General features: G+C 64.1%; 32 protein-coding genes, 1 tRNA gene and 1 pseudogene. 22 read left to right on the top strand and 12 right to left on the bottom strand.

Annotation, left to right across the window (positions count from 1 at the left end; genetic code table 11):
• Positions 1–22 precede the first annotated feature (22 nt).
• From VP06_RS14490 to dnaB, 7 genes are read left to right on the top strand one after another with little or no spacing between them, the layout of a single operon-like run.
• The gene (locus VP06_RS14490) at positions 23–577 is read left to right on the top strand and encodes a hypothetical protein (RefSeq protein ID WP_048464485.1); all 555 of its coding nucleotides are present in this window, start codon (positions 23–25) and stop codon (positions 575–577) included.
• 29 nt (positions 578–606) lie between these two features.
• Positions 607–1,056 (top strand): Ros/MucR family transcriptional regulator, encoded by a 450-nt coding sequence (locus VP06_RS14495; RefSeq protein WP_048464486.1) that lies wholly within the window; start codon positions 607–609, stop codon positions 1,054–1,056.
• Positions 1,057–1,059: 3 nt separating this feature from the next.
• Positions 1,060–1,272, top strand: coding sequence for a hypothetical protein (locus VP06_RS36335; protein WP_156295607.1), 213 nt, complete (start codon positions 1,060–1,062; stop codon positions 1,270–1,272).
• Between the two features lie 24 nt (positions 1,273–1,296).
• A complete protein-coding gene (locus VP06_RS37200; protein ID WP_048464487.1) occupies positions 1,297–2,370 on the top strand; it encodes a hypothetical protein in 1,074 nt (357 codons plus the stop codon).
• Positions 2,370–2,633 (top strand): hypothetical protein, encoded by a 264-nt coding sequence (locus VP06_RS14505; RefSeq protein WP_048464488.1) that lies wholly within the window; start codon positions 2,370–2,372, stop codon positions 2,631–2,633. Before VP06_RS37200 ends, VP06_RS14505 begins: the two co-directional genes overlap by 1 nt.
• Positions 2,630–3,322 (top strand): DNA polymerase III subunit epsilon, encoded by a 693-nt coding sequence (gene dnaQ / locus VP06_RS14510; RefSeq protein ID WP_048464489.1) that lies wholly within the window; start codon positions 2,630–2,632, stop codon positions 3,320–3,322. Before VP06_RS14505 ends, dnaQ begins: the two co-directional genes overlap by 4 nt.
• Positions 3,319–5,115 carry a replicative DNA helicase gene (gene dnaB / locus VP06_RS14515; RefSeq protein WP_053081798.1) on the top strand — a complete coding sequence of 599 codons (1,797 nt, stop codon included), beginning with the start codon at positions 3,319–3,321 and terminating at the stop codon, positions 5,113–5,115. Before dnaQ ends, dnaB begins: the two co-directional genes overlap by 4 nt.
• Here dnaB and VP06_RS36340 read toward each other — a convergent pair.
• Positions 5,055–5,291 (bottom strand): hypothetical protein, encoded by a 237-nt coding sequence (locus VP06_RS36340; RefSeq protein WP_156295608.1) that lies wholly within the window; start codon positions 5,289–5,291, stop codon positions 5,055–5,057. The two genes, dnaB and VP06_RS36340, sit on opposite strands and share 61 nt — an antisense overlap.
• A gap of 54 nt (positions 5,292–5,345) precedes the next feature.
• Between VP06_RS36340 and VP06_RS14520 the strand changes: the two genes are divergently transcribed.
• The 3 genes from VP06_RS14520 to VP06_RS35000 all read left to right on the top strand — a co-directional run bounded on the left by VP06_RS14520 (position 5,346) and on the right by VP06_RS35000 (position 8,315).
• Positions 5,346–6,011 carry a hypothetical protein gene (locus VP06_RS14520; RefSeq protein ID WP_156295609.1) on the top strand — a complete coding sequence of 222 codons (666 nt, stop codon included), beginning with the start codon at positions 5,346–5,348 and terminating at the stop codon, positions 6,009–6,011.
• 199 nt (positions 6,012–6,210) lie between these two features.
• Positions 6,211–7,101, top strand: coding sequence for a KilA-N domain-containing protein (locus VP06_RS33760; protein WP_082167393.1), 891 nt, complete (start codon positions 6,211–6,213; stop codon positions 7,099–7,101).
• Between the two features lie 269 nt (positions 7,102–7,370).
• Positions 7,371–8,315 carry a DUF2971 domain-containing protein gene (locus VP06_RS35000; RefSeq protein ID WP_082167394.1) on the top strand — a complete coding sequence of 315 codons (945 nt, stop codon included), beginning with the start codon at positions 7,371–7,373 and terminating at the stop codon, positions 8,313–8,315.
• Positions 8,316–8,919: 604 nt separating this feature from the next.
• On the opposite strand, the gene VP06_RS14535 is transcribed toward VP06_RS35000, so the two are convergent.
• The 10 genes from VP06_RS14535 to VP06_RS14570 all read right to left on the bottom strand — a co-directional run bounded on the left by VP06_RS14535 (position 8,920) and on the right by VP06_RS14570 (position 14,562).
• Entirely contained in the window at positions 8,920–9,204 is a 285-nt protein-coding gene (locus VP06_RS14535) for a hypothetical protein (RefSeq protein WP_048464491.1), read from the bottom strand.
• Positions 9,205–9,254: 50 nt separating this feature from the next.
• Complete coding sequence (locus tag VP06_RS14540; protein ID WP_048464492.1) at positions 9,255–9,491, bottom strand: hypothetical protein; 237 nt, start codon at positions 9,489–9,491, stop codon at positions 9,255–9,257.
• 90 nt (positions 9,492–9,581) lie between these two features.
• A complete protein-coding gene (locus VP06_RS14545; RefSeq protein WP_048464493.1) occupies positions 9,582–9,845 on the bottom strand; it encodes a hypothetical protein in 264 nt (87 codons plus the stop codon).
• Positions 9,846–9,904: 59 nt separating this feature from the next.
• Positions 9,905–10,156, bottom strand: coding sequence for a hypothetical protein (locus VP06_RS14550; RefSeq protein WP_048464494.1), 252 nt, complete (start codon positions 10,154–10,156; stop codon positions 9,905–9,907).
• Positions 10,157–10,423: 267 nt separating this feature from the next.
• Positions 10,424–11,059, bottom strand: a complete 636-nt coding sequence (locus tag VP06_RS14555; RefSeq protein ID WP_048464495.1) for a hypothetical protein — start codon at positions 11,057–11,059, stop codon at positions 10,424–10,426.
• A 16-nt stretch (positions 11,060–11,075) separates the two neighbouring features.
• The gene (locus VP06_RS36345) at positions 11,076–11,231 is read right to left on the bottom strand and encodes a hypothetical protein (RefSeq protein ID WP_156295610.1); all 156 of its coding nucleotides are present in this window, start codon (positions 11,229–11,231) and stop codon (positions 11,076–11,078) included.
• Between the two features lie 43 nt (positions 11,232–11,274).
• Positions 11,275–11,541, bottom strand: a complete 267-nt coding sequence (locus tag VP06_RS36350) for a hypothetical protein (protein WP_156295611.1) — start codon at positions 11,539–11,541, stop codon at positions 11,275–11,277.
• Positions 11,538–11,849 carry a Lar family restriction alleviation protein gene (locus tag VP06_RS14560; protein ID WP_082167395.1) on the bottom strand — a complete coding sequence of 104 codons (312 nt, stop codon included), beginning with the start codon at positions 11,847–11,849 and terminating at the stop codon, positions 11,538–11,540. Before VP06_RS14560 ends, VP06_RS36350 begins: the two co-directional genes overlap by 4 nt.
• Before the next feature lie 53 nt (positions 11,850–11,902).
• Positions 11,903–13,492 (bottom strand): DUF445 domain-containing protein, encoded by a 1,590-nt coding sequence (locus VP06_RS14565; protein WP_048464497.1) that lies wholly within the window; start codon positions 13,490–13,492, stop codon positions 11,903–11,905.
• A gap of 86 nt (positions 13,493–13,578) precedes the next feature.
• Positions 13,579–14,562 (bottom strand): hypothetical protein, encoded by a 984-nt coding sequence (locus VP06_RS14570; protein WP_156295612.1) that lies wholly within the window; start codon positions 14,560–14,562, stop codon positions 13,579–13,581.
• A gap of 573 nt (positions 14,563–15,135) precedes the next feature.
• Between VP06_RS14570 and VP06_RS14575 the strand changes: the two genes are divergently transcribed.
• The 11 genes and pseudogenes from VP06_RS14575 (at position 15,136) to VP06_RS14610 (ending at position 19,573) form a co-directional block, all read left to right on the top strand.
• Entirely contained in the window at positions 15,136–15,399 is a 264-nt protein-coding gene (locus VP06_RS14575; RefSeq protein WP_053081803.1) for an HU family DNA-binding protein, read from the top strand.
• Positions 15,396–15,572: a hypothetical protein gene (locus VP06_RS36355; RefSeq protein ID WP_156295613.1), complete on the top strand. Its 177-nt coding sequence runs from the start codon at positions 15,396–15,398 to the stop codon at positions 15,570–15,572. Before VP06_RS14575 ends, VP06_RS36355 begins: the two co-directional genes overlap by 4 nt.
• Positions 15,569–15,793: a hypothetical protein gene (locus VP06_RS14580; protein WP_048464500.1), complete on the top strand. Its 225-nt coding sequence runs from the start codon at positions 15,569–15,571 to the stop codon at positions 15,791–15,793. Before VP06_RS36355 ends, VP06_RS14580 begins: the two co-directional genes overlap by 4 nt.
• A gap of 69 nt (positions 15,794–15,862) precedes the next feature.
• Positions 15,863–16,249 carry a hypothetical protein gene (locus VP06_RS14585; protein WP_048464501.1) on the top strand — a complete coding sequence of 129 codons (387 nt, stop codon included), beginning with the start codon at positions 15,863–15,865 and terminating at the stop codon, positions 16,247–16,249.
• On the top strand, positions 16,246–16,716 hold the full coding sequence (locus tag VP06_RS14590) for a hypothetical protein (protein ID WP_048464502.1): 471 nt from the start codon (positions 16,246–16,248) through the stop codon (positions 16,714–16,716). Before VP06_RS14585 ends, VP06_RS14590 begins: the two co-directional genes overlap by 4 nt.
• A gap of 205 nt (positions 16,717–16,921) precedes the next feature.
• Entirely contained in the window at positions 16,922–17,092 is a 171-nt protein-coding gene (locus tag VP06_RS36360) for a hypothetical protein (RefSeq protein WP_156295614.1), read from the top strand.
• An 11-nt stretch (positions 17,093–17,103) separates the two neighbouring features.
• Positions 17,104–17,385, top strand: a complete 282-nt coding sequence (locus tag VP06_RS14595; protein ID WP_048464503.1) for a hypothetical protein — start codon at positions 17,104–17,106, stop codon at positions 17,383–17,385.
• Positions 17,382–17,642, top strand: a complete 261-nt coding sequence (locus tag VP06_RS14600) for a hypothetical protein (protein ID WP_048464504.1) — start codon at positions 17,382–17,384, stop codon at positions 17,640–17,642. The genes VP06_RS14595 and VP06_RS14600 overlap by 4 nt, the downstream gene beginning before the upstream one ends.
• Positions 17,626–17,913: pseudogene (locus tag VP06_RS14605) on the top strand (MerR family transcriptional regulator); the annotation flags it as partial. The gene VP06_RS14600 and the pseudogene VP06_RS14605, both read left to right, overlap by 17 nt.
• 734 nt (positions 17,914–18,647) lie before the next feature.
• On the top strand, positions 18,648–19,457 hold the full coding sequence (locus tag VP06_RS35005; protein ID WP_082167396.1) for an HNH endonuclease: 810 nt from the start codon (positions 18,648–18,650) through the stop codon (positions 19,455–19,457).
• 31 nt (positions 19,458–19,488) lie between these two features.
• Positions 19,489–19,573 (top strand) — tRNA-Tyr (locus VP06_RS14610).
• 2 nt (positions 19,574–19,575) lie between these two features.
• Here the strand turns inward: VP06_RS14610 and VP06_RS14615 are convergent.
• The gene (locus VP06_RS14615; RefSeq protein ID WP_048464505.1) at positions 19,576–19,914 is read right to left on the bottom strand and encodes a hypothetical protein; all 339 of its coding nucleotides are present in this window, start codon (positions 19,912–19,914) and stop codon (positions 19,576–19,578) included.
• Positions 19,915–20,260: 346 nt separating this feature from the next.
• On the opposite strand from VP06_RS14615, the gene VP06_RS14620 reads away from it, so the two are divergent.
• Positions 20,261–20,440: a hypothetical protein gene (locus VP06_RS14620; protein ID WP_048464506.1), complete on the top strand. Its 180-nt coding sequence runs from the start codon at positions 20,261–20,263 to the stop codon at positions 20,438–20,440.

Here is a 20,440-nt window from a genome sequence, read left to right on the forward strand (position 1 = left end):
GAGATCGACGGCGGAGCACCTCATGCTGATCCATGCTCTCGATCCCGCGACGCGGTGTGGTTGGGCCCTCGGCCCGGCCGGTGAGACCCCGCAGTCAGGGGCGATCGTCCTCAAGCAGCCCGGTCAGGATCTCGCACATGCCTGCCTCAACATGGCGGCGCACCTGCGCGGCACGTGGCGGGTCGAGCGCCCCCAACTCGTCATCTTCGAGAAGCCGATGGACCCGCACGTTTGGTTCTCGCTCTGCAAGCGCACCGGACAGCCACAGAACGCCGCTTCGCTTTCGCTTCAGCACCGGCTTGCCGGTGTCATCGAGTGCATGTGCGGCCTCTACGAGATCCAGTGCGAGGGCGTCGACCGCCAGGCGGTGCTGAAGTTCTTCACCGGCAAGCGATCCTGGGGCGGGCGCGAGGAGGGCAAGAAGGCGGTGATCGAGCGCTGTCAGGCCCTCACCCTCATCCCGAAGAATTCTCGCGACGATGACCGCGCCGACGCCGTCGCGAACCACGCCTATGCCTCCGCGATCTGGGGCCGAGCCCGACCGCGTGAGCTGACCCTGTTCGGCCAGACGGCCTGAACTCCACCGCTCTATCCCGGGAGAGCATCATGACCGAAGCCAACCCTGCCGAGACCGGCGACAAGTCGCCCGTCCTCAACGCCTCGATCGTCGCCGATCTCGTGATGGCTTACCTTTCGAACCATCACGTGCCGATCGAGAACGTGCCGGAGATCTTCCAGACCATGGAGGACTGCCTGAAGAAGGTCGGCGCGCCGCCACCGGAGCCGGTGATCGACACCAAGCGCACGCCGTCCGAGATCAAGAAGTCGATCACGCCGGACGGCATCACCAGCTTCCTGGACGGCAAGGTCTACAAGAGCCTGAAGCGGCATCTCACCACCCGCGGCATGACGCCGGACGAGTACCGCCAGAAGTTCGGCCTGCCCGTCGACTACCCGATGGTCTGCACGAGCTACTCGGCCGCCCGGTCCGAACTGGCGCGGAGCATGGGGCTCGGCCAGCAGCGGACGAAGGCGGCCCGCCGGCGCGCGGCCTGACCCATGCTCAAGCGCCAACGCTTCCAGTCGGTTGGCGACTGGTCTGAGCGGGAGCGGCAGAAGGCCGAACTCGCTCAGGCCGCCCGCACCGCCCCAGGTCCGGAAATCCCGCTCTGCTGCGAATGCGGCCGCCCGGCGATCCCGGCCTGGGGCGACGTCGACGGCACCACCTACGGGCCCTGCCACGTCCCAAGCAGCCTCCGGCGCCCATCCTGATCCTCACACCCTGCGAGAACCGCCGTGTCCCAGCACGAGCCTGCTCCCATCAGCCGCCGAGCCCTCGCCAACGACGTCGTCGCGGTGCTCGCCGAGATCTGCGAAGCCCAGATCCGGCTCCACGATGCGCAGATCAACCTGCAACAGTCGCAGGCGCGGCTCATCACGATGGCCCGCGGGTTGTTCGACCCCGACGCGCCGGCCGAGACCCCGACATCGACGATCGAGACGATCCGGGAGGCAGTCCGGAATGCGCCGGTGCCCCACTCCCGAAACGAGATGCGCCTCGAAGCCTACCAGGAGCGCCGCCAGGAGGTTCTCCGCCTCTACGCGGAGACCGATCTGCTTCAGCGTGAGATCGCCGAACGGTGCGGTCTGCATTCGGATCGGCCTCACAAGATCCTCAAGGAATTCCGCGCCCGAGGCGACGAGCGCGTGAAGCAAGGAGATGCGCGCCGCGCCAAGAGCGCCGCGCTACAAGCTGCCACCCAGGGGGGTAAACCGCCTGCAGCCCAGGACGAAGGGCAGCCGGTGCAAGTCCGGGGAGCCTCCGATGAACGCGCGGCCCTGGGTGGCTCATGTGTACCCGCGCAATCGGAGGAATTCGTCACGGCGTCCGGAGCGGAGGAGGCCGTCCTACCGGCCGTTGATCCCGTTCCGGCGCCGGATGACGACCCACTCCCGGTCGACGAGTTGCCAAAACGCGAGCCCATCATCCCCATCACGAAGCCGAAGCGTGAACCGCCGCCGAAGCCGGTTGCCGCTTCGACGCAGATCCCTCTCGCCCTCGAAGAGAAGCCCGAGCCAGCCGCCGCGCCGGAGCTGCCGGTCGACCGCGTCATCACCGTGCAAGGACCCATGGTCATCGGGCCGACCGGCCAGTGGCGCACATCCCCGCAGATCGGCCGGACCCTCGCCATCCTCGCGGACGGCCAGCTCTATGGCCTCGACCGCATGCAGCGGGCTGGCAGATGGACCGATGTGAAGTTCGTCTCTGCCGGCCTGACCGCCTGGGCCCGAGAGCTAAAGGAGATCGGGGTCGACCTGATCCAGCTCAAGGGGATCGGTGTGCGCCTGGCTCGCCGGGAGATCGCGTGATGGCCTTCACCTATCGGCAGATCATGGCGAGCGCTGCCGCCGAGTACGGGGTAACCGTCGACGACATCCTGGGCCGTAGCACCCAGGCCGACATCCTCACGGCCCGGTATGCCGCCCTCGCCGCATGCCGCGCGGCCCACCCGCATGTTAGCGAGACGCGGCTGTCCTCCTGGTTCGAGAAGGACCCGAGCTGGGCCGCCTACGCTTTGCGGAGGCTCGCCGGGCGAACACCGACCGAGGCCAGAACTGCGAGGGCGGCATGACCCTCCGCGAGATCGTGGGCGACACCGAAACCACGGGGCTCGGCGTGCCAGCCGGCCATCGGCTCTGCGAGGTCGGTCTCGTCGAGGTCATCGACCGCCGCCCGACCGGCCGAACTTTCCATGCCTACGTGAACCCGGACCGGGGCATGCCGCCCGAGGCATTTGCGATCCACGGCATTTCAGAGGCATTCCTCAACCGCATGCCGCTGTTCGAGGAGATCGCCGACGACATGCTGGCGTTCATCGGCGACGCGCCGGTGGTGGCGCACAACGCCTCGTTCGAGCGCGAATTCCTGAACGCCGAGCTGGTCATCGCCGGCAGGCCGCCCATCGCCGAGGATCGCTTCGTCGACACCGTCCGCCTCTCCCGCAAGCGCACGCCCGGGAAGGGGATCAGGCACACCCTCGACGCGGTGCTGGAGCGGTTCAAGGTCGACACGTCCCGCCGAACCCTCCACGGCGCGCTCCTCGATGCCCAGCTTCTCGCCGAGGTCTACCCTCAACTCCTCGCGCCGCCGCAGTTCGAGATGCGCCTGCTTCTCGACCTACCCCCCGCCGAGACCCCTGAGCCTGTGCAGCGGACGCCTCGGCCACCGCGTCAGTTCTCTGCCGAGGAAATCGCTGCCCACGCCGCGCTGATGTCCTCCATCGCATCTCCGATCTGGGACGAGTACCGAGCCCTGTCATGACCCGCATGCAGGAACTGGATCATCTCGCGCTCCGCACGCTGCCGGCCGACATCGACACCGAGCAGGCGCTGATCGGCGCCGTCCTGATCGACAACCGAGCCTATGGTCGTGTCGTCCGGATCGTGGAGCAGGAGCACTTCTTCGACGAGTTGCACCGGCGGGTCTGGGGTGTGGTCTCGAAACTCTGTGAGGCAGGCCGCGCCGCAACGCCGCTCACCCTCAAGACCTACCTCGGCGACGGTGATCTCGGGGGTATGACCGTCGGCGAGTACCTGTCCGCCCTCGCGACGGCCGGCGTGCCGCTGTCGCAGGCGGCCGACTACGCCCGGATTGTGCGCGACTTGGCGATGCGCCGCCGGCTGATCTCCGTCACCATGGAACTGACCGCTACCGCCTACGACCTGTGCCCAGAGACCACCGCGGAGCAAGTCTTCGCGCACGTGGAGGCGGCTCTGGAGGAACTACGCCCGGCTCTCTCGGCCGAGCGATCCGAGTTCCAGTCCTTCGGCGATGTGGCTGAGACCGCCATCCAGAGCATGCAGCAGGACTGGCAAGCCGGCGGACAGCTCCGCGGCCTCTCGACGGGCTACGAGGGGCTCGACGAGAAGATCGGAGGCTTGGAGGCCCCCGACCTGATCATCATCGGTGGCAGGCCCGGCATCGGGAAGACGGCCCTCGGTCTGAACATCGCCGTCAATGTCGCCAAGGGCCTGCAGCGCAAGCGCCAGAACGGCCAGCGCACCGGCGTGGTCGGTTTCTTCAGCCTGGAGATGGGCAAGGCGCAGCTCTTTGATCGCGCCGTGGCGGCCGAGACCGGGGTCGCCGCCCACCGGGTGAAGAAGCGCAAGATCAGCACGCCCGAGTTCGAGAGCATCATCCTGAAGGCGCGCGAGCTGCGCGACATACCCCTCGACATCGACGAGACCGGCGGCATCTCGATCACCCGGCTCGCCGCCAAGGCCAGAGACCTGAAGAAGCGCCGCGGCCTGGAGCTGCTGGTCATCGACTACCTACAGCTCGTGAAGGGGGACGAGCGCAGGAAGGACGGCCGCACGCAGGAGGTGACCGAGGTCTCGAACGGCCTGAAGGAGCTGGCGAAGGAGCTTCGCGTCCCGGTCATCGCCCTCGCGCAGGTCGGCCGCCAGGTGGAGAGTGCCGAGCGCCGCGACCGCCGACCGATGCTCTCAGATTTGAGGGAGAGCGGCTCGATCGAGCAGGATGCCGACGTGGTGCTCTTCGTCTACCGGGAGGACTACTACCTTGAGCAGCGCAGGCCGGCGGAGGGCACCGAGGAGTTCGCTGCTTGGGAGCGCGAGATGGCGCGCATCACCGGACTTGCCGAGGTGATCGTCGCCAAGCAGCGACACGGCTCGCGCGGGCCGGTCGACATGGGTTTCGACGCTGAGCTGATGCTGTTTCTCGACAAGCCGCCGCCCCGGGAGATCAGCCCTGAGGAGACCCGGCAGAAGGTCGCGAAGAAGCCGCGCCTGCCGGCTGAAGCCACGATCCTCTACGGCCTGCTCCGCACGCTCTCGATGCACAAGAGCGTCCCGGTCTCACCGGAGCAGCGCCGGGCGAACCGTGAGATCCCGGTCAACGCTCGCTTGGTCCCCCTCGATGTCGCAACGCGAGCGTTCGGCAACGACACGATGCCGGGCGAGGCTGATCAAAACAAGATCAACAAGAAGTTCCACGACGCATTCAAAGCCCTACGCGCGGCCGAAATCGCATTCTATACAGGCACGAAAGAGGCCGGCTTCCACATCTTCATGCCCGAGATGGTGAACGACTGATGCCCCAGACCCTTGATCTGCGCGTCGAGCGTGCGGCGGCCCTCGCCGAAAAGAACCTCCGGTCGGTTGAGCGCCACCAAAGGGCTGGTGTGCGCGCAATCCAGAAGGGCAACGATCAGAAGGCTAAGCGAGAAATCGAGCTTGCCGAGCGTGCGAAGGATCTTGCCATCCGCCACGCTCAATTCGTGGAGCGCTATGCTCAGAGCGCTAGCCGAGCCCGAACCGCCCGGATGGTGAGCGCCGCCAAGACCCTCGAACTCGCCATGGCGGCGGCGAAGGTGGCCGACGAGACCGATCAGGAGCGCGAGAGGCGAGAGCGCGCCGAGGCCCGGCGACAGCGGATGCTGGACCGCGCGGATGCGGCGAGGGCCAAGGATCTTCGCGCCGCCGGCGTCGACGCGGATGCGAGGACCGCTGCCGGCCAGCGCGAGCTGGTGACCAATTCCGCCCGCGGCGTCTCTCGCAAGCGCGCCTCCCTCGCGGGGTACGAAGCCCTGATCCAGAACCCGAAGGACCGGACGCCCACCAGGATCAAGGCGATGGAGACCTTCGACGAGCTGTGCCACCGAGCCCATGCCGGCCTATTGCCGAACCCCCGTTTCGAGAGGGGGGTGGACGTGTCGAAGTCCCTCCCGGGCGTGCCGGACGACCGAGCCGATGCCCTGATGGAGATGTCGAGGCTCGCAGCTAGGATCGGGGATGTCGCCCAGGCCATCCTCTACTTCCGCGTCTTCGAGCGCCGCCGGTTTACCGCCATGCGGGATCTCGGCATGGGAGACGAGCGCACCCTCGCCACGCTCTTCCTCGCGGCCGTGGATGGGGTCGCCAGGCACTACGGGTTCGCCACCACCCATCGGGCGGTCGAGGCGATGAACGAGCGGCTGAGCGCCGCCTGATGCGAATTCGGTGGAGCGTGGTCGGTTTCCCGAGATGCCTGTGGATAACTCGCTGGCGCCCCTCTTGCTCGGCAAACTATCCTCCAGGCGCACCCGGCATCGTTTGCCGATCTCTAACGTGTAGCGCCTATCCAGATTGGCACGCGGATCGCCGTTCACCCCGAAGGAGGTCGTTAAGCAAAAGAGACCGGAATGTCGTATGAAGGAATTCGAAGAGGTCGGCGGCGGGGCCCAGCCCTGGAAAAGCAGCCCCCGCCGCCTCTTCGCCACCGAGCCAAGAAAGGCAGCCCAAGTGACAACCACGGTTTTTACCACAGGCCATGCCGGGCCTGCGACACCATTCGCACGGCTTAGCTACCAGTCCGTTACGATCCATGATCGGGGCGAGATGCTCTCGCTCACGGACATGTGGCGAGCGGCGGGGTCGCCTCCCAACCGGGAGCCCTTCAATTGGGCCCGCAAGGAGGGGCAAGCCTTCATCGAGGCTGCCACCATCTCTCATAACCTGCCCGCCAGTCAGGTTCTGGAAGCCAAGCGGGGCAAGGGCGGAGGCACATGGGCTCACTGGCAGGTCGCCATGGCCTACGCCAAGTACCTGAGCCCCGAGTTCCACATGTGGTGCAACACCGTCGTGCGGGGCCACATGGAGCGGCTGCACGCCGGCCCCACGGAACTGCCGGTTGTTGGCCCGGTCGACATCCACATGCCTACCGTCCTCGGGTTCGTGGACAAGGCGGTGAACGCGCAGCTCACCGTCTTCCGCGAGATGGTGCTTCCCGGCCTCGTCGCGATCGAGGTGCGCAAGCACTCGCCCGGCGAGATTGAGGGGGTCACCGCCGGCGAGGTGATCCGCATGGCTGGCGTCGACAACCAGACGGGCCTCCGCGGCCTCGCCCGGATCGTCTCCGACCGTCTCCGCCGCTACCACGCTCAGCACAACGTCGCGGTGCGCGAGAAGGTGCTCGGCGCCTCCCGGGCCTACATTTTCGACCGGGTCACCTGCCGGGAGTGGCTCACTGCTGGTGGCAAGGCGACTATCATGCAGTGCGTGGCGGAGCGCCGCGGGCAGGGCCGCCTGCGCCTCGCCTGAGCTACGTCGTCGGCCTTCTCATCTCGTGCTCCTTCCGGCCTACTGGGAGGAGCACTTTCGTTTGCGCGAGGATACTGTGGATTTCTAGATGCCTTGGCTCCTCTTCCAGACCCCTCTCCCTCGCATATGCGCAGTCGTTCGTGGTCAAGGCAACTCAACTAGTACCTACTCCCTCGCGCTGGCATGTACCAGTTGGGGTTAACGACATTTGACTTGCGCATTTCATTAACTTAGCATAGAAAGCGCAGTGATTTTTGCAGTAGGATCACATGACCGAAGACGAGATCGCTAAGAATTTCTTCGAAACCATCAAGAAGCTAGATAACAGACCCAACCCGCCCGCCAAACTATACAAATACCTCAGCACTGAAAGAATTGACGTACTGCAAAACGGAATGATAAGATTGACGCCCCTGATAGGGACAAACGACATCTTTGAAGTAAGAAGGAATTTCAAAAAATTTGTAGGTCCGGGCATGTCGGCTGCGTTCAAAAGTAACCCTATCATTTTAGAGAGGGTGCACGATCTCATCGTTCTTAATTTTGCTCAAAAACTTAGAATAGACCCGTTGGCCAATCGAAAAATGATTTTGGATAAAGTTAGATCAGGTCTTGGGCCAAACTATGAGGAATTTATATCTGGAATGGTGAAGAACTACTTTGATCAGCTATTTACACCGTATGCTAATTCAGATGAACACATAACTGATTTTTTGGAGAATATGGGTAAGCGAATGCTGGTTTTGTCCCTAACGGAAGATAGTCACAATTCAGTTATGTGGCCACACTATGCAGAACAAGGAAGGGGATTTGTCATTGAATTTGATACATCAAAGAAAATACTACCATTTGAATACTTGCCGAACGCTAAGCCGCTCTATAAGGTGGCATATTCTGACGTCATGGTCGAAGAATTTTTTGAAAATCCCTATGGAATGATCGCTTCTAAAACAAAGAAATGGAGTTATGAGGACGAGTGGCGGATTTTCGGCAATCAAAATGACGCCCAGAAAATAATCAAGGCGGCAGATGAAGATATACATCTTTTCAAATATGACGCAACCTCGGTTACGAAGGTCATTCTAGGTTATGCTTCAAAGACAGAATTTCGCGAAATGGTTGCTAAGGCTGTAGGTTCTATGCTACCAAACGCCAAGATAACCGTTTTGACGCCGAAACGATTTGATCGAGAATTTGTTGAAACGGATCTTTGAGATTATAAAGCAGCAACAGGTAGTGCTGCTCAATCTTCCCAGCTTGCCGGGCGCTCCCAATCCGCCCGGCTCGCTCGATCACCAGCATCTCGTCCCGATCGCTCGCCGGCATCGAACCGCCAGCACCGCCGATCATGCGCTTCATGTCCCCGAGCCTCAGAACAGGCCGCACGCTGGCGAGAATGATCCCGAGCCTCTGACGGATCCGGCGAGACGAGAAGCCCGCCAGCGATCACGGCAAGCCCGTACAGCGCCACGCCGAACCGACGAGCATGCCACCGATTGAGCCGGCTGTTCCTCCAACCCCCTTGGCGCTCCAGCGACCACAGTGTGAGGTTCGCCGCGCTATCCCGCATCCGGCGTTTCCCATCCCGCGAGATCATCTCTCTCTGCGAGATCGCGTGAACCCCCTTGCTCGCGAGATCCGCCGTCTCTCGGCCGTAGAGCCTCACCCACTCATCGGCTCGGCCTTGGAGAACCTCCGCACGGGCTTGAAAGAAGGGGACGCCATGCGACACGACCCGAACCTCGATCGCGCGCATCGCCTCGCTGATGAGGGCTGCCGCGCACCCGTTGACGCTCGGATCCTGGATGTACGGCAGCGTCATGCGTCACCCCCATCATTTCGGGTGTCGCGCACCCTGGCATCCACGAACGCCTTCACGGCATCTCGGGCAGTTGGGACCGACAGGGCGACCAGGAGCGACGCCACCCACAACGGCGGGTCTTCCTGCTCACCGGACAGCCAGCGCATGACCCTGCGCTCATCGGAGCCGCTGACGCGCGAGAGCTGCCGGGCCGTCATGCCGGCACGGTTGAGCAGGTTCGCCAGCTCGCGCGGCGGGATCGGATCGTGGACGTACCGGCGTGGCATCAGGTGCAATTCCATAGTGTCTCCTACGTGGTCGGCGCGATTGCCGTATGGTGAGGTGAGGGCGGTCAGACAGCAGCGCGATACCAGCGCGTTCCGTCGCCCGATGTGTCCCGGGCGTGGATGGCGACCACGCTGCCGGTCTTGTCCGTGATCGTGCAGCGGTCGGCCGTCGTCCCGTACTCCTCGGCCCAGGCTCGCGCTTCGCGGATCGTCCCGCATTCGAGTTGAGGGCCGCGGGCCCAGGACGCGCCGGAGAGTTCAGCGGTGTAAGGCCCACGCGAGCGGTTCGGATGGTTCGCCATGATTGATCCCTGCCCCTGTCCGGCGAGGCGCCCGGTTCCGCATGAGGCGGCTGGAAAGGCGCACCGTGGCGGCGCGCCCCTCGGGTCGCATCACTCCGAATACTGCTCTATGGCTTGACGGATAACGCTATCCGCATCTTCGGCCGCCTCCGCAGCCTCTTCCTCGCTATCGGCATGCTGAATGACTAGGATTTTGTCGCCTTGGCTTGTGTATAGTTCCCAGCCATTATCCATACATAGATCTTTGAGAAATGAGGCGGCCAAGACCCCGATCTGAACCGCCGCCTCTTTCTCATCTCCGAGCCTGACGCGCTCATTCACGAGAGCCCGCTCGCTGAAAATCAAATCGGTCATCTCAGATCCTCCGGCAGGTCGAAGAGGGCGCGCCGCGACAGTGCGCCCTTCGGGTCGCATCAGGCTTTAGACGTGCGTGCAGTTTGCTGCTCCTCGGCCCACGCAGAAATCAGTCGCGCCAACTCTTCAGCCGAGATCGTTATCCCGCGGTCGCTGGCGCGGCCGAAATTTCGCACTCGGTTGCTGGACACGTCCAGCCCGGCGGCGGTGACCAGGCGCTTGATGTCGTCGTCCTTCAGGCCGGCGCCAGCCTTCCAGGCGTTGTAAGCCCTCCGGATCGCCGGCGCTTCGAGATCGGGCGGCGCGTTCATGTGCTGGCCTCCGTGTGTTGATGGGGATTGCCCCTGATCGGCACTTGTGGTTTTCTCTTGGCGCACCCCGCAGCGCGGGGTTGAACCGTCCTTGACGCGGGCTCGGGCTCGGGCTCAGTCAAGTTCCCTGCATCAGCGGGGATGAACCGGTACGATACGCGGCCGCGGTTCACACCAATGATCGTTCCCTGCACTGGCGGGGATGAGGCCCGCCAATCAATTCTTGGCGGGCCTTTTCGTTGGTGCGGTCATGGTAGACGCCTGAACTCATTCTGCATCAGCATCCTCTATACACTCGCTTCTCGCCTCCTCCACGAGGGCGCGAAGGGCCTCCAGAGGAGTGCCGATGAGCACGATGCCGTCGCGATGGGCGCCCTCTAGGACCACTTCGGCCGCAGCGGCGATCTCTGCCTCGCTCGATGTTGCCGAGAGGTTCAACGCCCCGAGGCCGCCCCCATCCACCAACCAATCGGTGACATCTAAGACGGTGAAGCGGTCATCGAGGTAACGGGTGGCGCATATCTCGACGAATTCGGCGTATGCCTCTTCCGCATCCTCCGTCAGAGTTCCGCGCTCGCGGCCCGCCGTGTGACCCTCTGCCATGCGATCCAGCAGGACCGAGAGGCAGCCACCTTCCTCAAGATCGGCTCGCAACCGCACGAGATCAATGACGCAGGCTCGGGCCTCCGCATCACCAAGCGGGGCGGCGAGGGCGACATGGTAACGCTCTTCTAACGGGATCATGCGGGCGCCCGAATAGCCGCGCTCGACTAGGCTAACTGAGCCGTTGCGAGACATGCGTAGGAGGGCACCGTCGTAACGATAGGCGCCCAAGCTTGGGTCCATAGGGGTTCGGGTCAGCACCAGGCGGGCACAGGTAATGGCATCGCTATAGTCGGTCATCGTCTGATCCTCTAGATTAAACCAGTAAGTCGAAAACCTCGGCGAGCACCGCCGCCACGCGCTCCCCAATGAGCCCGCGCCGGCGGATTTTGTCGATACCCTCCGCAAGGGTGAGGTCGTAATCCTCACCCGAGAAATCGCCGGACAGGCTCGCCAGATAGGTGCCCCACATGGTCAGGGACGACCGTTCGACAGGGGTGAGGGGAGGGCAGGGTTCAGCACTCCGGGCCAAAGTACCCATCGGCCTCCTCCACCATCGAGCGTTTCAGGTTCTTGTCCTTCGGCGCCCCACACTCACGGAAGCGCCTTCCTCCTTGTTCGATCACCCGCGTAGGGTCTTTGCCGCAGTGCGGGCAGATGTAGCCGTCGCGAATGATGCGCCCGCCAGAACAGCGCTTTAGGCCGACGTCGTCGGCAATCAACGCCCTATCAAGAAGATCACGGAGGATTTCGGGTTCTATACCGATTTTGCGTTTGGTCATAATCTTCCCTCTGCCTTCTCGATTGCCGATGCGACGATCCCAGCCGTGCGTCGCAGCTCGGGCCGGCATTCCAGCGACAGGTAAGCCTGTCGGAGGGCCGCCAGCATGTCGCCGGTCACAGCGTCCCGACGGTTCCATGCCTCCGCGCCCTCTTCCAGGGTCTCGCCGGTCACCTCCGGCCTAACGGCGCACGTCTCGTCGGAGCACGACACCATCACCTTGGTGGGTGCTCCGCCATGCCATCCCTGGTACTCGGCTGGCGAGCCGCAGAATGGGCACGGGAGCAGCCGAACGGATTTCGTCGTCATCTCAGTTCCTCACAGGTTGGCGTGATTGCCAGGGGTGAAGGTCAGGCGGTGGCTTACAGGGCCTCTCTCATTCTCCGGATGCGCGCTTCGACTTCCTGAGCGACGCGAGCACCGACCGCCGCGTCGACCCGGCGATCCAGGCTGTCTTGGACAGCCGCAACGGCGCGATCGACAACCCGATCGGTTATCTCCGTCACGGTGCCGAGGCGCTCGTTGACCCGATCCTCGATCACGCGCCGGATGCGAGCATCAACGGCGGTCGCCAGTTCGTCGCTGACCTGGCCGAGCTTTACCTGGCCGCGCAGGTTCGCCTTCATGCTTTCTATGCGCTGGCTGACCAGTAGCCCGAGCTGTTTCTCGTCCCGAACGATGGCCAGCAGCTCGGGCTTGGCAGCTTCGAGCAAGCTGGTGAGCTGCTTGCGTGCGTCGTCGTCGAGGTAGGTCGGCCAGAGCTGCTTGCAGAACTCGGCGACGACGGCGCGCTGCAGCTCCGCCCTAGCTTCCGGCTCGGCGAACAGCACTGCCATAGCGCTGGCATCGAGCTTCAGCCCGACGCGGGTGACGGGGGTGTTGGACATCACAAACTCCCAATGGGCCTCATGCAGCCCGCAGGACGGCCGAAAGACAGCCGCCCGGCGCGCAGCACGGGAAAGAGAAGGGCGGCCGTACGCCTCTGCGTCCTGCGCGTCCTCAAAGCGGAGCGTGCGGCCCGTGGCGTCACGGGCAAGCTCGCCGTGGGCGCGCAGGATGAACCCTTCCATCGTCGGGATGATATCGACGTGCGTCGGGCGGGCCGGCACTGCGGCCACAGAAGCGGCCGGCACGATAGCGTCGGGACGAACAAATCGGGCTCCGGGCTCGCCATCAAACCGAACGCGAACCGTTTCAGCATCGCCGCGAAGTTGCGGAACGCCCGTCGCCTCAATCACGCCAGTGCGCACCGGGAACGACGGGTGTGCATCCGGCGCCAACTCGAACCGCGATCCTGCGGCCGGCGCCTCGCACATCTCGGACATGGAAGGGCACGGCTTGCCAGCGTTCAACGCCGCGCACGCCTTCTCCGCAAAGTGCAGATCGCCAAACCAATGGCGAGCGCCGTTCCCGTCCACGTGGATCGCGCTGTTGTCCCGGTCGATGATGTCATAACCGCCGGACTGGCGGGACACGGGAGCGAACCGGACACGGGCCGAAGCGGGATTGATGCCGGCTCGGCGCAAGGCGTCTTCCCTCGACAGCGCCGGACCCTGCCACAGAACGGTTTGGTACTCGTGTTGCACCTGCATATCGTCGGGTTCGGCATAGCGAGCGACGGTCTTGGTGGTGCCGTCCGTGCTCCGGAACTGCCACACAGTGAACCGCGACGCATCGGAGTGAACGGGGGGCAGAGTGCTGGCGACGGGCTCGGCTGCCTTGCCTGCCGCTTCCTCGGCCTCACGATCAATGCGAGCGGCCACGTCCCGCACGGTCTGAGGGTTGAGCTTGCACGCCCCGAGGAAGCGCCGGGCCGCAGCCGAGTTGGCACACGGCTTGTCGATAGGACAGCCGCCCGGGGTGAGGAACACAAGCCCGCCCTCGGTGCGCTGAATGGTGAGGCCGTGGGACGTGGCATCGGCAACGATGTCGGCGGGGATGCGAGCGGGCATGATCGGAGTTCCTGAAAGGCTGGCGTGATTGCCAAAGGCGGGATTGAGAAACGGAAGGCGGGGTAGCGGGGCGCAGCCCCGCCGGATCATCGAGACGCGCAAGAAGCCGACAGCGACCCAACCGTGTGACGCGATCCTGTCATCGCCGTGAGACGCGCCGCCTCGACCTGCCAAGCGTGGGCACCCTGAGAGGCAAGTCGATCACACCGGAGCGCACCGGCATGGGCCGATGCGACCCGCCCCCACGAAGTCACGAAAGCCGCCGTTGCCAGGACGGCGAGGAGAAACAACCCGAACGAGACGGCGGCTGGGCGAAACCTGGCGGACGAAACAGGCTCGGCTGCTGCAACAACCGGGCGCACATCATCCGTGGCCGTGGTCGGCACCGGGGCCGGATGGGCCGGGCTGTCATCGATCACCGGAGGCAGGGCCGGAACGGCCGATCGCGGCACGTCATATCCGAGCCCCGCCGCATAGGCGTAGGCGTCCGCCTCGCTTTCCCATGACAGGATCTGGAACGTTCCGCCCTCGCGTGCGGCGATGCGAGCGGCGATGGCAGGGCCGCACTGGCGAGCGTCCTCGATATAGCGCGGATCGGATGCCTCGCAGGCGAGATCGGCCGGCACACGACCCACGAAGGCAAACCGGCCGTTCGGTGTGGGGATGAGATGGCACGGGAGAGGCGTGGGCGCATCGTCATCTTCCTCCGGAAGGAAGGTCTCTTCCTCGCCAGTGCCGCCGCAGTCGCGGCAGTCGATGATCCGGCCGTCCGCGCCTGTGTCCTCGCCGGTACCGCGGCAGTGGTAGCAGGGGGCCGCTGGAGCGTGTTTGGCCACGACAGGCGCCGCCACACGAGACGCCTCATACTCGCTCATGCGAGCCATCGTGTCCTGACGTGTGGTGCTGTGGACGTGGCCGAACGCCAGCGTTGCGTCGAATTCCACGGCGCCGATACGATCGATGACAGCCAGGCTGTAGCCGCTACGCCGTACCGAGCCGGACAGAGACGAGACACTCTGGTAGCCGTCCCGGTTGAATGGGACGATCGAGCCGTCCGCCTCCTGGACCACATACCGGCCCCGCGGGTTGAGCACGACACGAACAGGACGAGAGACAGGTTGCGTCATAGCTGTGGCCCCTGATTGGCTGGCGTGGAGCGCACTGATGGTCGGCGCGATCGCCGATCCTGGTGCGCTCCTGCGGGAGGCGCGGTTGCCTCGCCTGTGGTCGGCGCTCTTGCCGTGAACACACACTAGGACATGACGAATTTGTTCGTCAAGTCGTTTGCCAAAGAAATTCGTCAGTCAACGACAGAAACCACGCTCGCTCGCCAGTAGGCGCGGGGATAGCTCGGGCGCGTGCGCGTATACGTAGGCTCGTGTGCGTGTAGAGTATCAAGTATAAGCAGAAGGGATGGCGGGGTCTGATTAAGGGATCGAGACCTTACCCTGGGACCGGCCCAGCTGGTCATTTCCGCAGAACTCAAAAAGGCAACGCTGGGCCACGGTCCACCGCAGCGCATGGGGCAGCGCGCCTATCCCAGGATGACGAGAGGGGCTTGCCATTGCCGAATTTGTTCGTCATCTTCTGTTTCGGCTCAGGGGCACCCTTTCGAGGGCTGAGCGATGAGAACGAAGTCGGAGTTGGTGGCCGCGGTGTCGGCGGCATCGGGCCTGAGCAAGGGCGACACGGAGGCGGCGCTCGAAGCGTTCCGCGATGTGATCGAGAACGAGATGGCGAACGGCAGCGGCGAGCTGCTGTGGCCGAGAGTGGGTCGCTTCTACCGGCAGACGCGCGCTCCGCGGACGATCAGCACCCCCATGACGGGCGGCGAGCGGCGCCAGATCCCCGAGACCCGGATCGTCCGGTTCTCTCCGTCGGCGACGCTCAAGGAGCTGGTGCGGTGAAGAAGACCAGCCTCTCCGATCAGGCGCGGCTCAAGATGGCCTCGCCGGACAACGTTCGTACCCTGCGCCGGGTGCAGCAGGCGGGCCCGTCGGCGCCGAGCGAGAAGGCCGTCGCCAGGCACGTGCATCCGCGCTCGAAGCGGCCGCTCAAGGGCCGAGAGGTGCAGTCATGAAGGTCTCGATGCAGGTCGAGAACCCCGATGAGGTGAACGTCACCCTCACGGTGACGATGCCCCTCAGAAAATGGCGAGTGGTCATGGCCGACCTGCTCAGAGACTACGGCTCGGGCAGTTCGGTGGAGCTGGCGAACGCCATCTCCGGCGTGATTGATGACGTGGCGACGGTCTTCGGGCCCCCGCTGTCGGATCCAAAGCCATCGGCCAGCGCCGAATAGGTTCGTCACCAGGGGGCCGCCGAGATCGCCGGCGGCCCTTCTCACATTCCCCGACATTCGAGGTGAGACATGGCCGCCAAGGAGATGACGGTGCGCGCCTGCCAGCAGGGCGGGTTCGTGGTCTACGACCGGATCCAGATGGTGCAGAACCCGGATCCGATCGCTGCGTTCGGCGAGATCCGGCCGGCGCTGGATTTCGTGCTGAAAGCGATGGTGCCGATGACGGAAGTGAGGGTCGACGCCGCGGGCGTTGACGCTGAGGCGATTGAGCGACGCTTTCGGAAGACCATGGAGGGGTACGAGCGCGCACGCCGCGGCGGAGCGGTCTCGCTCCTCGACCCGGGCCACCAGCCTTCTGGCCTGCAGGACCAGCACCTGCAGGATGTCGAGCGCGAACTCGCCACCGGCCGCCTCGTCCCGCGCGACGAGCCCCTGATGGAAGACGACCGGTCGTGAGCCAGATCACCACCGAACACAACGGCCACCAGATCGTCTACGCCGAGAACGAGGACGTCTGGCGCTGCTGGGGCATGGAGCTGGAGGCAAAGACCCTCACAGCCCTAAAGACGAAGCTGAACGCGGCAGATGCGGCAGCGCGCCGGGTCGGCAATGTGAAGGTCATTGTCCTGTCTCACTACGGCGAGTTCTCGATGGGCGTCGTCACACTCCTGGAGGGCGAGAAGCACGCCTGGGTTTCCCCGCGGGTGCCAGGCGAGAAGGTGCTGGGACGCCGGTCGCGAACCAAGGTCCAGTTGGACGAGCTTGCGCTCGATACGCCGGTCGTCCGGGATGCTGTCGAAGCGTGGGGCCGAGCGAAGCTCGCCTATCAGGCAGCCGCACAGGCGGAGCGCGATGCCAAGGCGGCGATCCCACGCGCGACAAGGGCCGACCTGGCGGCGACGCCGACGGGAGGTGAGCCGTGATCGGCGATGTCGATTTCCAGCGTTGGAACGCACGCCTGAATGCTAGGTCGCCCCTGATCATGCGACGCAAGGTCGACCTTGAGACCGGCTACGTGCGGCCGTCCTGCGGTTCCATGTTGAGCTTCTGGCGATCCAGCTTCAGGCTCCGCCGAAAGCCCCTCAAGGCGCCACCACGCCGCAAGCCACACCCACGGAGGAACGGCTGATGAAGCAGGAGCGTGAAGCCTTCGAGGCTACCTTCAGGTGGATCTTCGATTTCATGGAGAACTTTGAAGACCGCACGCTGACCGACGAGGAGAAGGACAGGGCGCATGAACTGTACGCCGAGGGTGAAGATGCCTGGGAGGCTGCCGCGCGCGTCGTGGAAGGCCGCTGAAGGAGGAACGGATGAGTGAGGAAGCCCTCAAGAAAGAGATCAGGCAGCTCGCCAAGCGCGTCGCTGAGCTTGAGGCTGATCTCCGAGCGGAGCGCGGTGAGCAGACCCCGAGCGAGATCGCTGTCCGGAGGTATGGGACCAGCATGGCATCGCCTGGGACCCTCCACGTCACGCTGAGTATCGACGATCTCGATCTCATGGGGAGGGGCGAAGCCTACGTCGACTACCTGCTCGGCGTGGCAAAGCATCACATCATGACCGAGAGAGCCCATAGGCAGAAGGCAGCATCATGACCGATCCGCTCGACAAGGCCGTCTTCGCCGCGATCAAGGAGATGGACCGGCAATACCAGGAGGGATACCCGGGTCCGTACCTCTATCGGGGTGCTGACGACGGGAAGCATAATCATCGCGACGTCGGGATCGACGGTCCGGCCGACCTCACGAAGGTGATCTTCGCTGCCCTGTCCACACTCACAGCCGGGGATCTGGAGGCGATCAAGGCGAACCCTCCCGGTGATGAGGATCGGCCCCGTGAGCAAGCCTCCTGACGCCCTCTGGAAGATCGGCGAGGTCGCCGCCGCCCTCGACCTGCCGCAGAACGTCCTCCGCTTCTGGGAGGCCCGCTTCGACCAGGTCCAGCCGATCCAGCGCGGCCGCGGCCGGCGATCCTACCGCCCGGAGGACGTCGACCTCCTGCGAGGGATCAAGCACCTCCTGTACGTGCAGGGGTACACGATCCGAGGCGCTCAGAAGCTGCTGCGTGAGAACGGCACCCTGTTCGTCCAGGCGATAGGCCGAGGCGAGCAGCGGACCCTGGAGCTGCCGAAGAGCGCATAGCCGAAACCACGACCACCACTGCAAGAGCCGCGCGGTAGCGATCCGCGCGGCTCTCTCCGTTTTATGGCATGCGGCAGCCTGTCGCGATAGCCGAGCCTTATCCATTTTTACTGAAACCTTTCTCTGAAGTTTCTCGCGTAAAGCACTAAAAACATTGCGTTTTTTTGGTTTGCAACTCCGCACGGTGTCGAGTACCTATTTGCTCACACCACGAATTGCGCCTCGGGGACGGGGCGCCGGACGGATCGCCGAGGAGCTGGGAAGATGCCTCGGTCGATGAGGGCGCGGTCGGGAGCCCCGCCTCTCCAGCTCGCACCACGGCCAAAGCGGATCTCCCCTCGGAAACGAGGCTACTCGGCAGCCTGGGATCGGGCCTCGACCGGGTATCGCAGGAAGCATCCGTTCTGCGCCTGGTGCGAGCAGCAGGGGAGACTGACGCCGGCAGCGGTCGTCGACCACAAGGTCCCGATCGTGGACGGCGGGGAGATCTTCGACCGGGCCAACTGGCACGGCTTGTGCCGGCCTCATCATGATATCAAGGGTCAACTTGAAGTTTATGCGAGGAATACAGGTCAGACGCACCTACTACCTCTGTGGTGCGACGATCCGGAAGAAAGACCTCGGAAATTCAGGTAATATCTGCTAGAACAAGCGAGCCGCTCTGGTGCTCGTAACACCTCGGCGGCTCTGACCAAGCAGTCTGGGTGAGAGACCGAATGGCTATCGAATGCGTAGCGGTTGATGACCGCGGCGGCAAGATGTGCTCTGTCGAAGGCTGCGAGAAGCAGCTCCGAGCCCGAGGGCTTTGCTCCACACACTGGCGCAGATGGAGCATCCACGGCGATCCGAGCTTGGGGGCTCGAAAGCTGGCGACACAAGGATGTAGCGTTCAGGGTTGTGATAGGCCCCATTCGGGGCACGGCCTGTGCAACCTGCATTGGCAGCGCAAACACAATGGTCGGCCCTTGGCAAATGAGAGGCTTGATCGACCGATCTGGGGCATATGCCGCACAATTGGTTGTAACAGCACCGTCCGAAGCGGTTTCGCCAACTTCTGTGAAAAGCACTACGGACGGGTCAGAAGGCGCGGCACAGACGACGACCCGATCATCACCAGGCGCTATCTGAGCAGCGACGGGTATGTGATTGTTTCAGGGCGCCAGGGTCATCCTGCCAGCGGCGATCATGGCCGTGCCTATGAGCACAGGATCGTACTCTACGATGAGATCGGCCCTGGCTGGCACAACTGTTATTGGTGCGACCGTCCGGTATCATGGGACGTAAAGAAGGGTGACGACAAGCTCGTCGTAGACCATGTAGACGGCGACAAACAGAACAATTCTCCGTCCAACCTCAAGCCGTCATGCCACGCCTGCAACTACAAGCGCGGTCTGTTTTTAGCTTGGGTAGGACGACATGCTGACGATCCGGTGCTGGAAGGGTTGTTCCAGGCCGCCAAGCAACGGGCGCTGTCAGCTTCAGAGATCGGCCAACACAGGGTGCAAACAGGTCTCCAAAGCCTGTGAGGTGGGTTCGATACCTACGGCCGGTGCCAACGAGAGAGATGGCCGGGCGGACGGCCACCGGACTGTAAATCCGGCGCCTCTGCGCATGGCGGGTTCGAGCCCTGCCTCTCTCACCAGTTCAGTTCAGGGCTGCGGGGCCGCGGATGAAGGCCTGTAGCGTGTCGCGCATCTCGTCCATTGTGTCGGCGCTCGGCTTGTCACGGAAGTCGGCGGGATCCGCATCCTCACCGGCGCTCCCGAGCAAAGGGACCAGCGTAGGCTCGCGGTAGCTAAGCGACGCTCCTTTAACGGGCTGGATGCTGTGGCTCTGCACAGCCTCGAACCGGCGACCTGGGTAGGCGGCCTCCATGTGGGCAACCAGCTCGTGGCAACGGTCGGTGTCCTCGGCGAACTCGTCCGGGAACATGATCATGAAGGTGTCGGCGACGGGCCGGCGCGGTGCAGCAGTGCGGGACATGGGAGCCTCTGGGAAGGATCGTTCCAGTTTCGTTCTCACATCCAGGGCTGTCAATCGAGCAGGGCATCCATGCATCAGGTCGTCCCACTCGCCCTATCCGCCGTAGTCGCCATCGGGATCGCTGGAGCGGTGGTTTGGCGCGAGGAGAGCAAGCGGGCTGCGGAGCTGGATCGGCGTCGCGCTGCAGGTGGATCCAGCTACGACGCGCCGACCTACCCGGGCTCGCCGCTCTACGGCGGCCATGCGGCTCCGGCGACCTGCCACTCACACGGTGACGGCGGCTTCTCCTGCTCTTCGGATAGCGGATCCGACGGCGGCGGTAGCGGCGGGGACTGAGGACGCGATCATGACCGAGACCCAGCGTGGAGCCCTCTCCAGCATGATGCAGGCGATCCTGGCTTGCTCCTGCTGCCCGCCTGACATCCGCTTCCGGGCGGAGAACCTCGCCATCAAGCTCTCCGGCAACCCGATGGACGACATCATGGAGATGGTCCGTCGCGCCGGTGGCAGCACCACGAGGCACTGA

Origin of the sequence: Methylobacterium aquaticum, assembly GCF_001043915.1 — a bacterium.
GTDB lineage: Bacteria > Pseudomonadota > Alphaproteobacteria > Rhizobiales > Beijerinckiaceae > Methylobacterium > Methylobacterium aquaticum.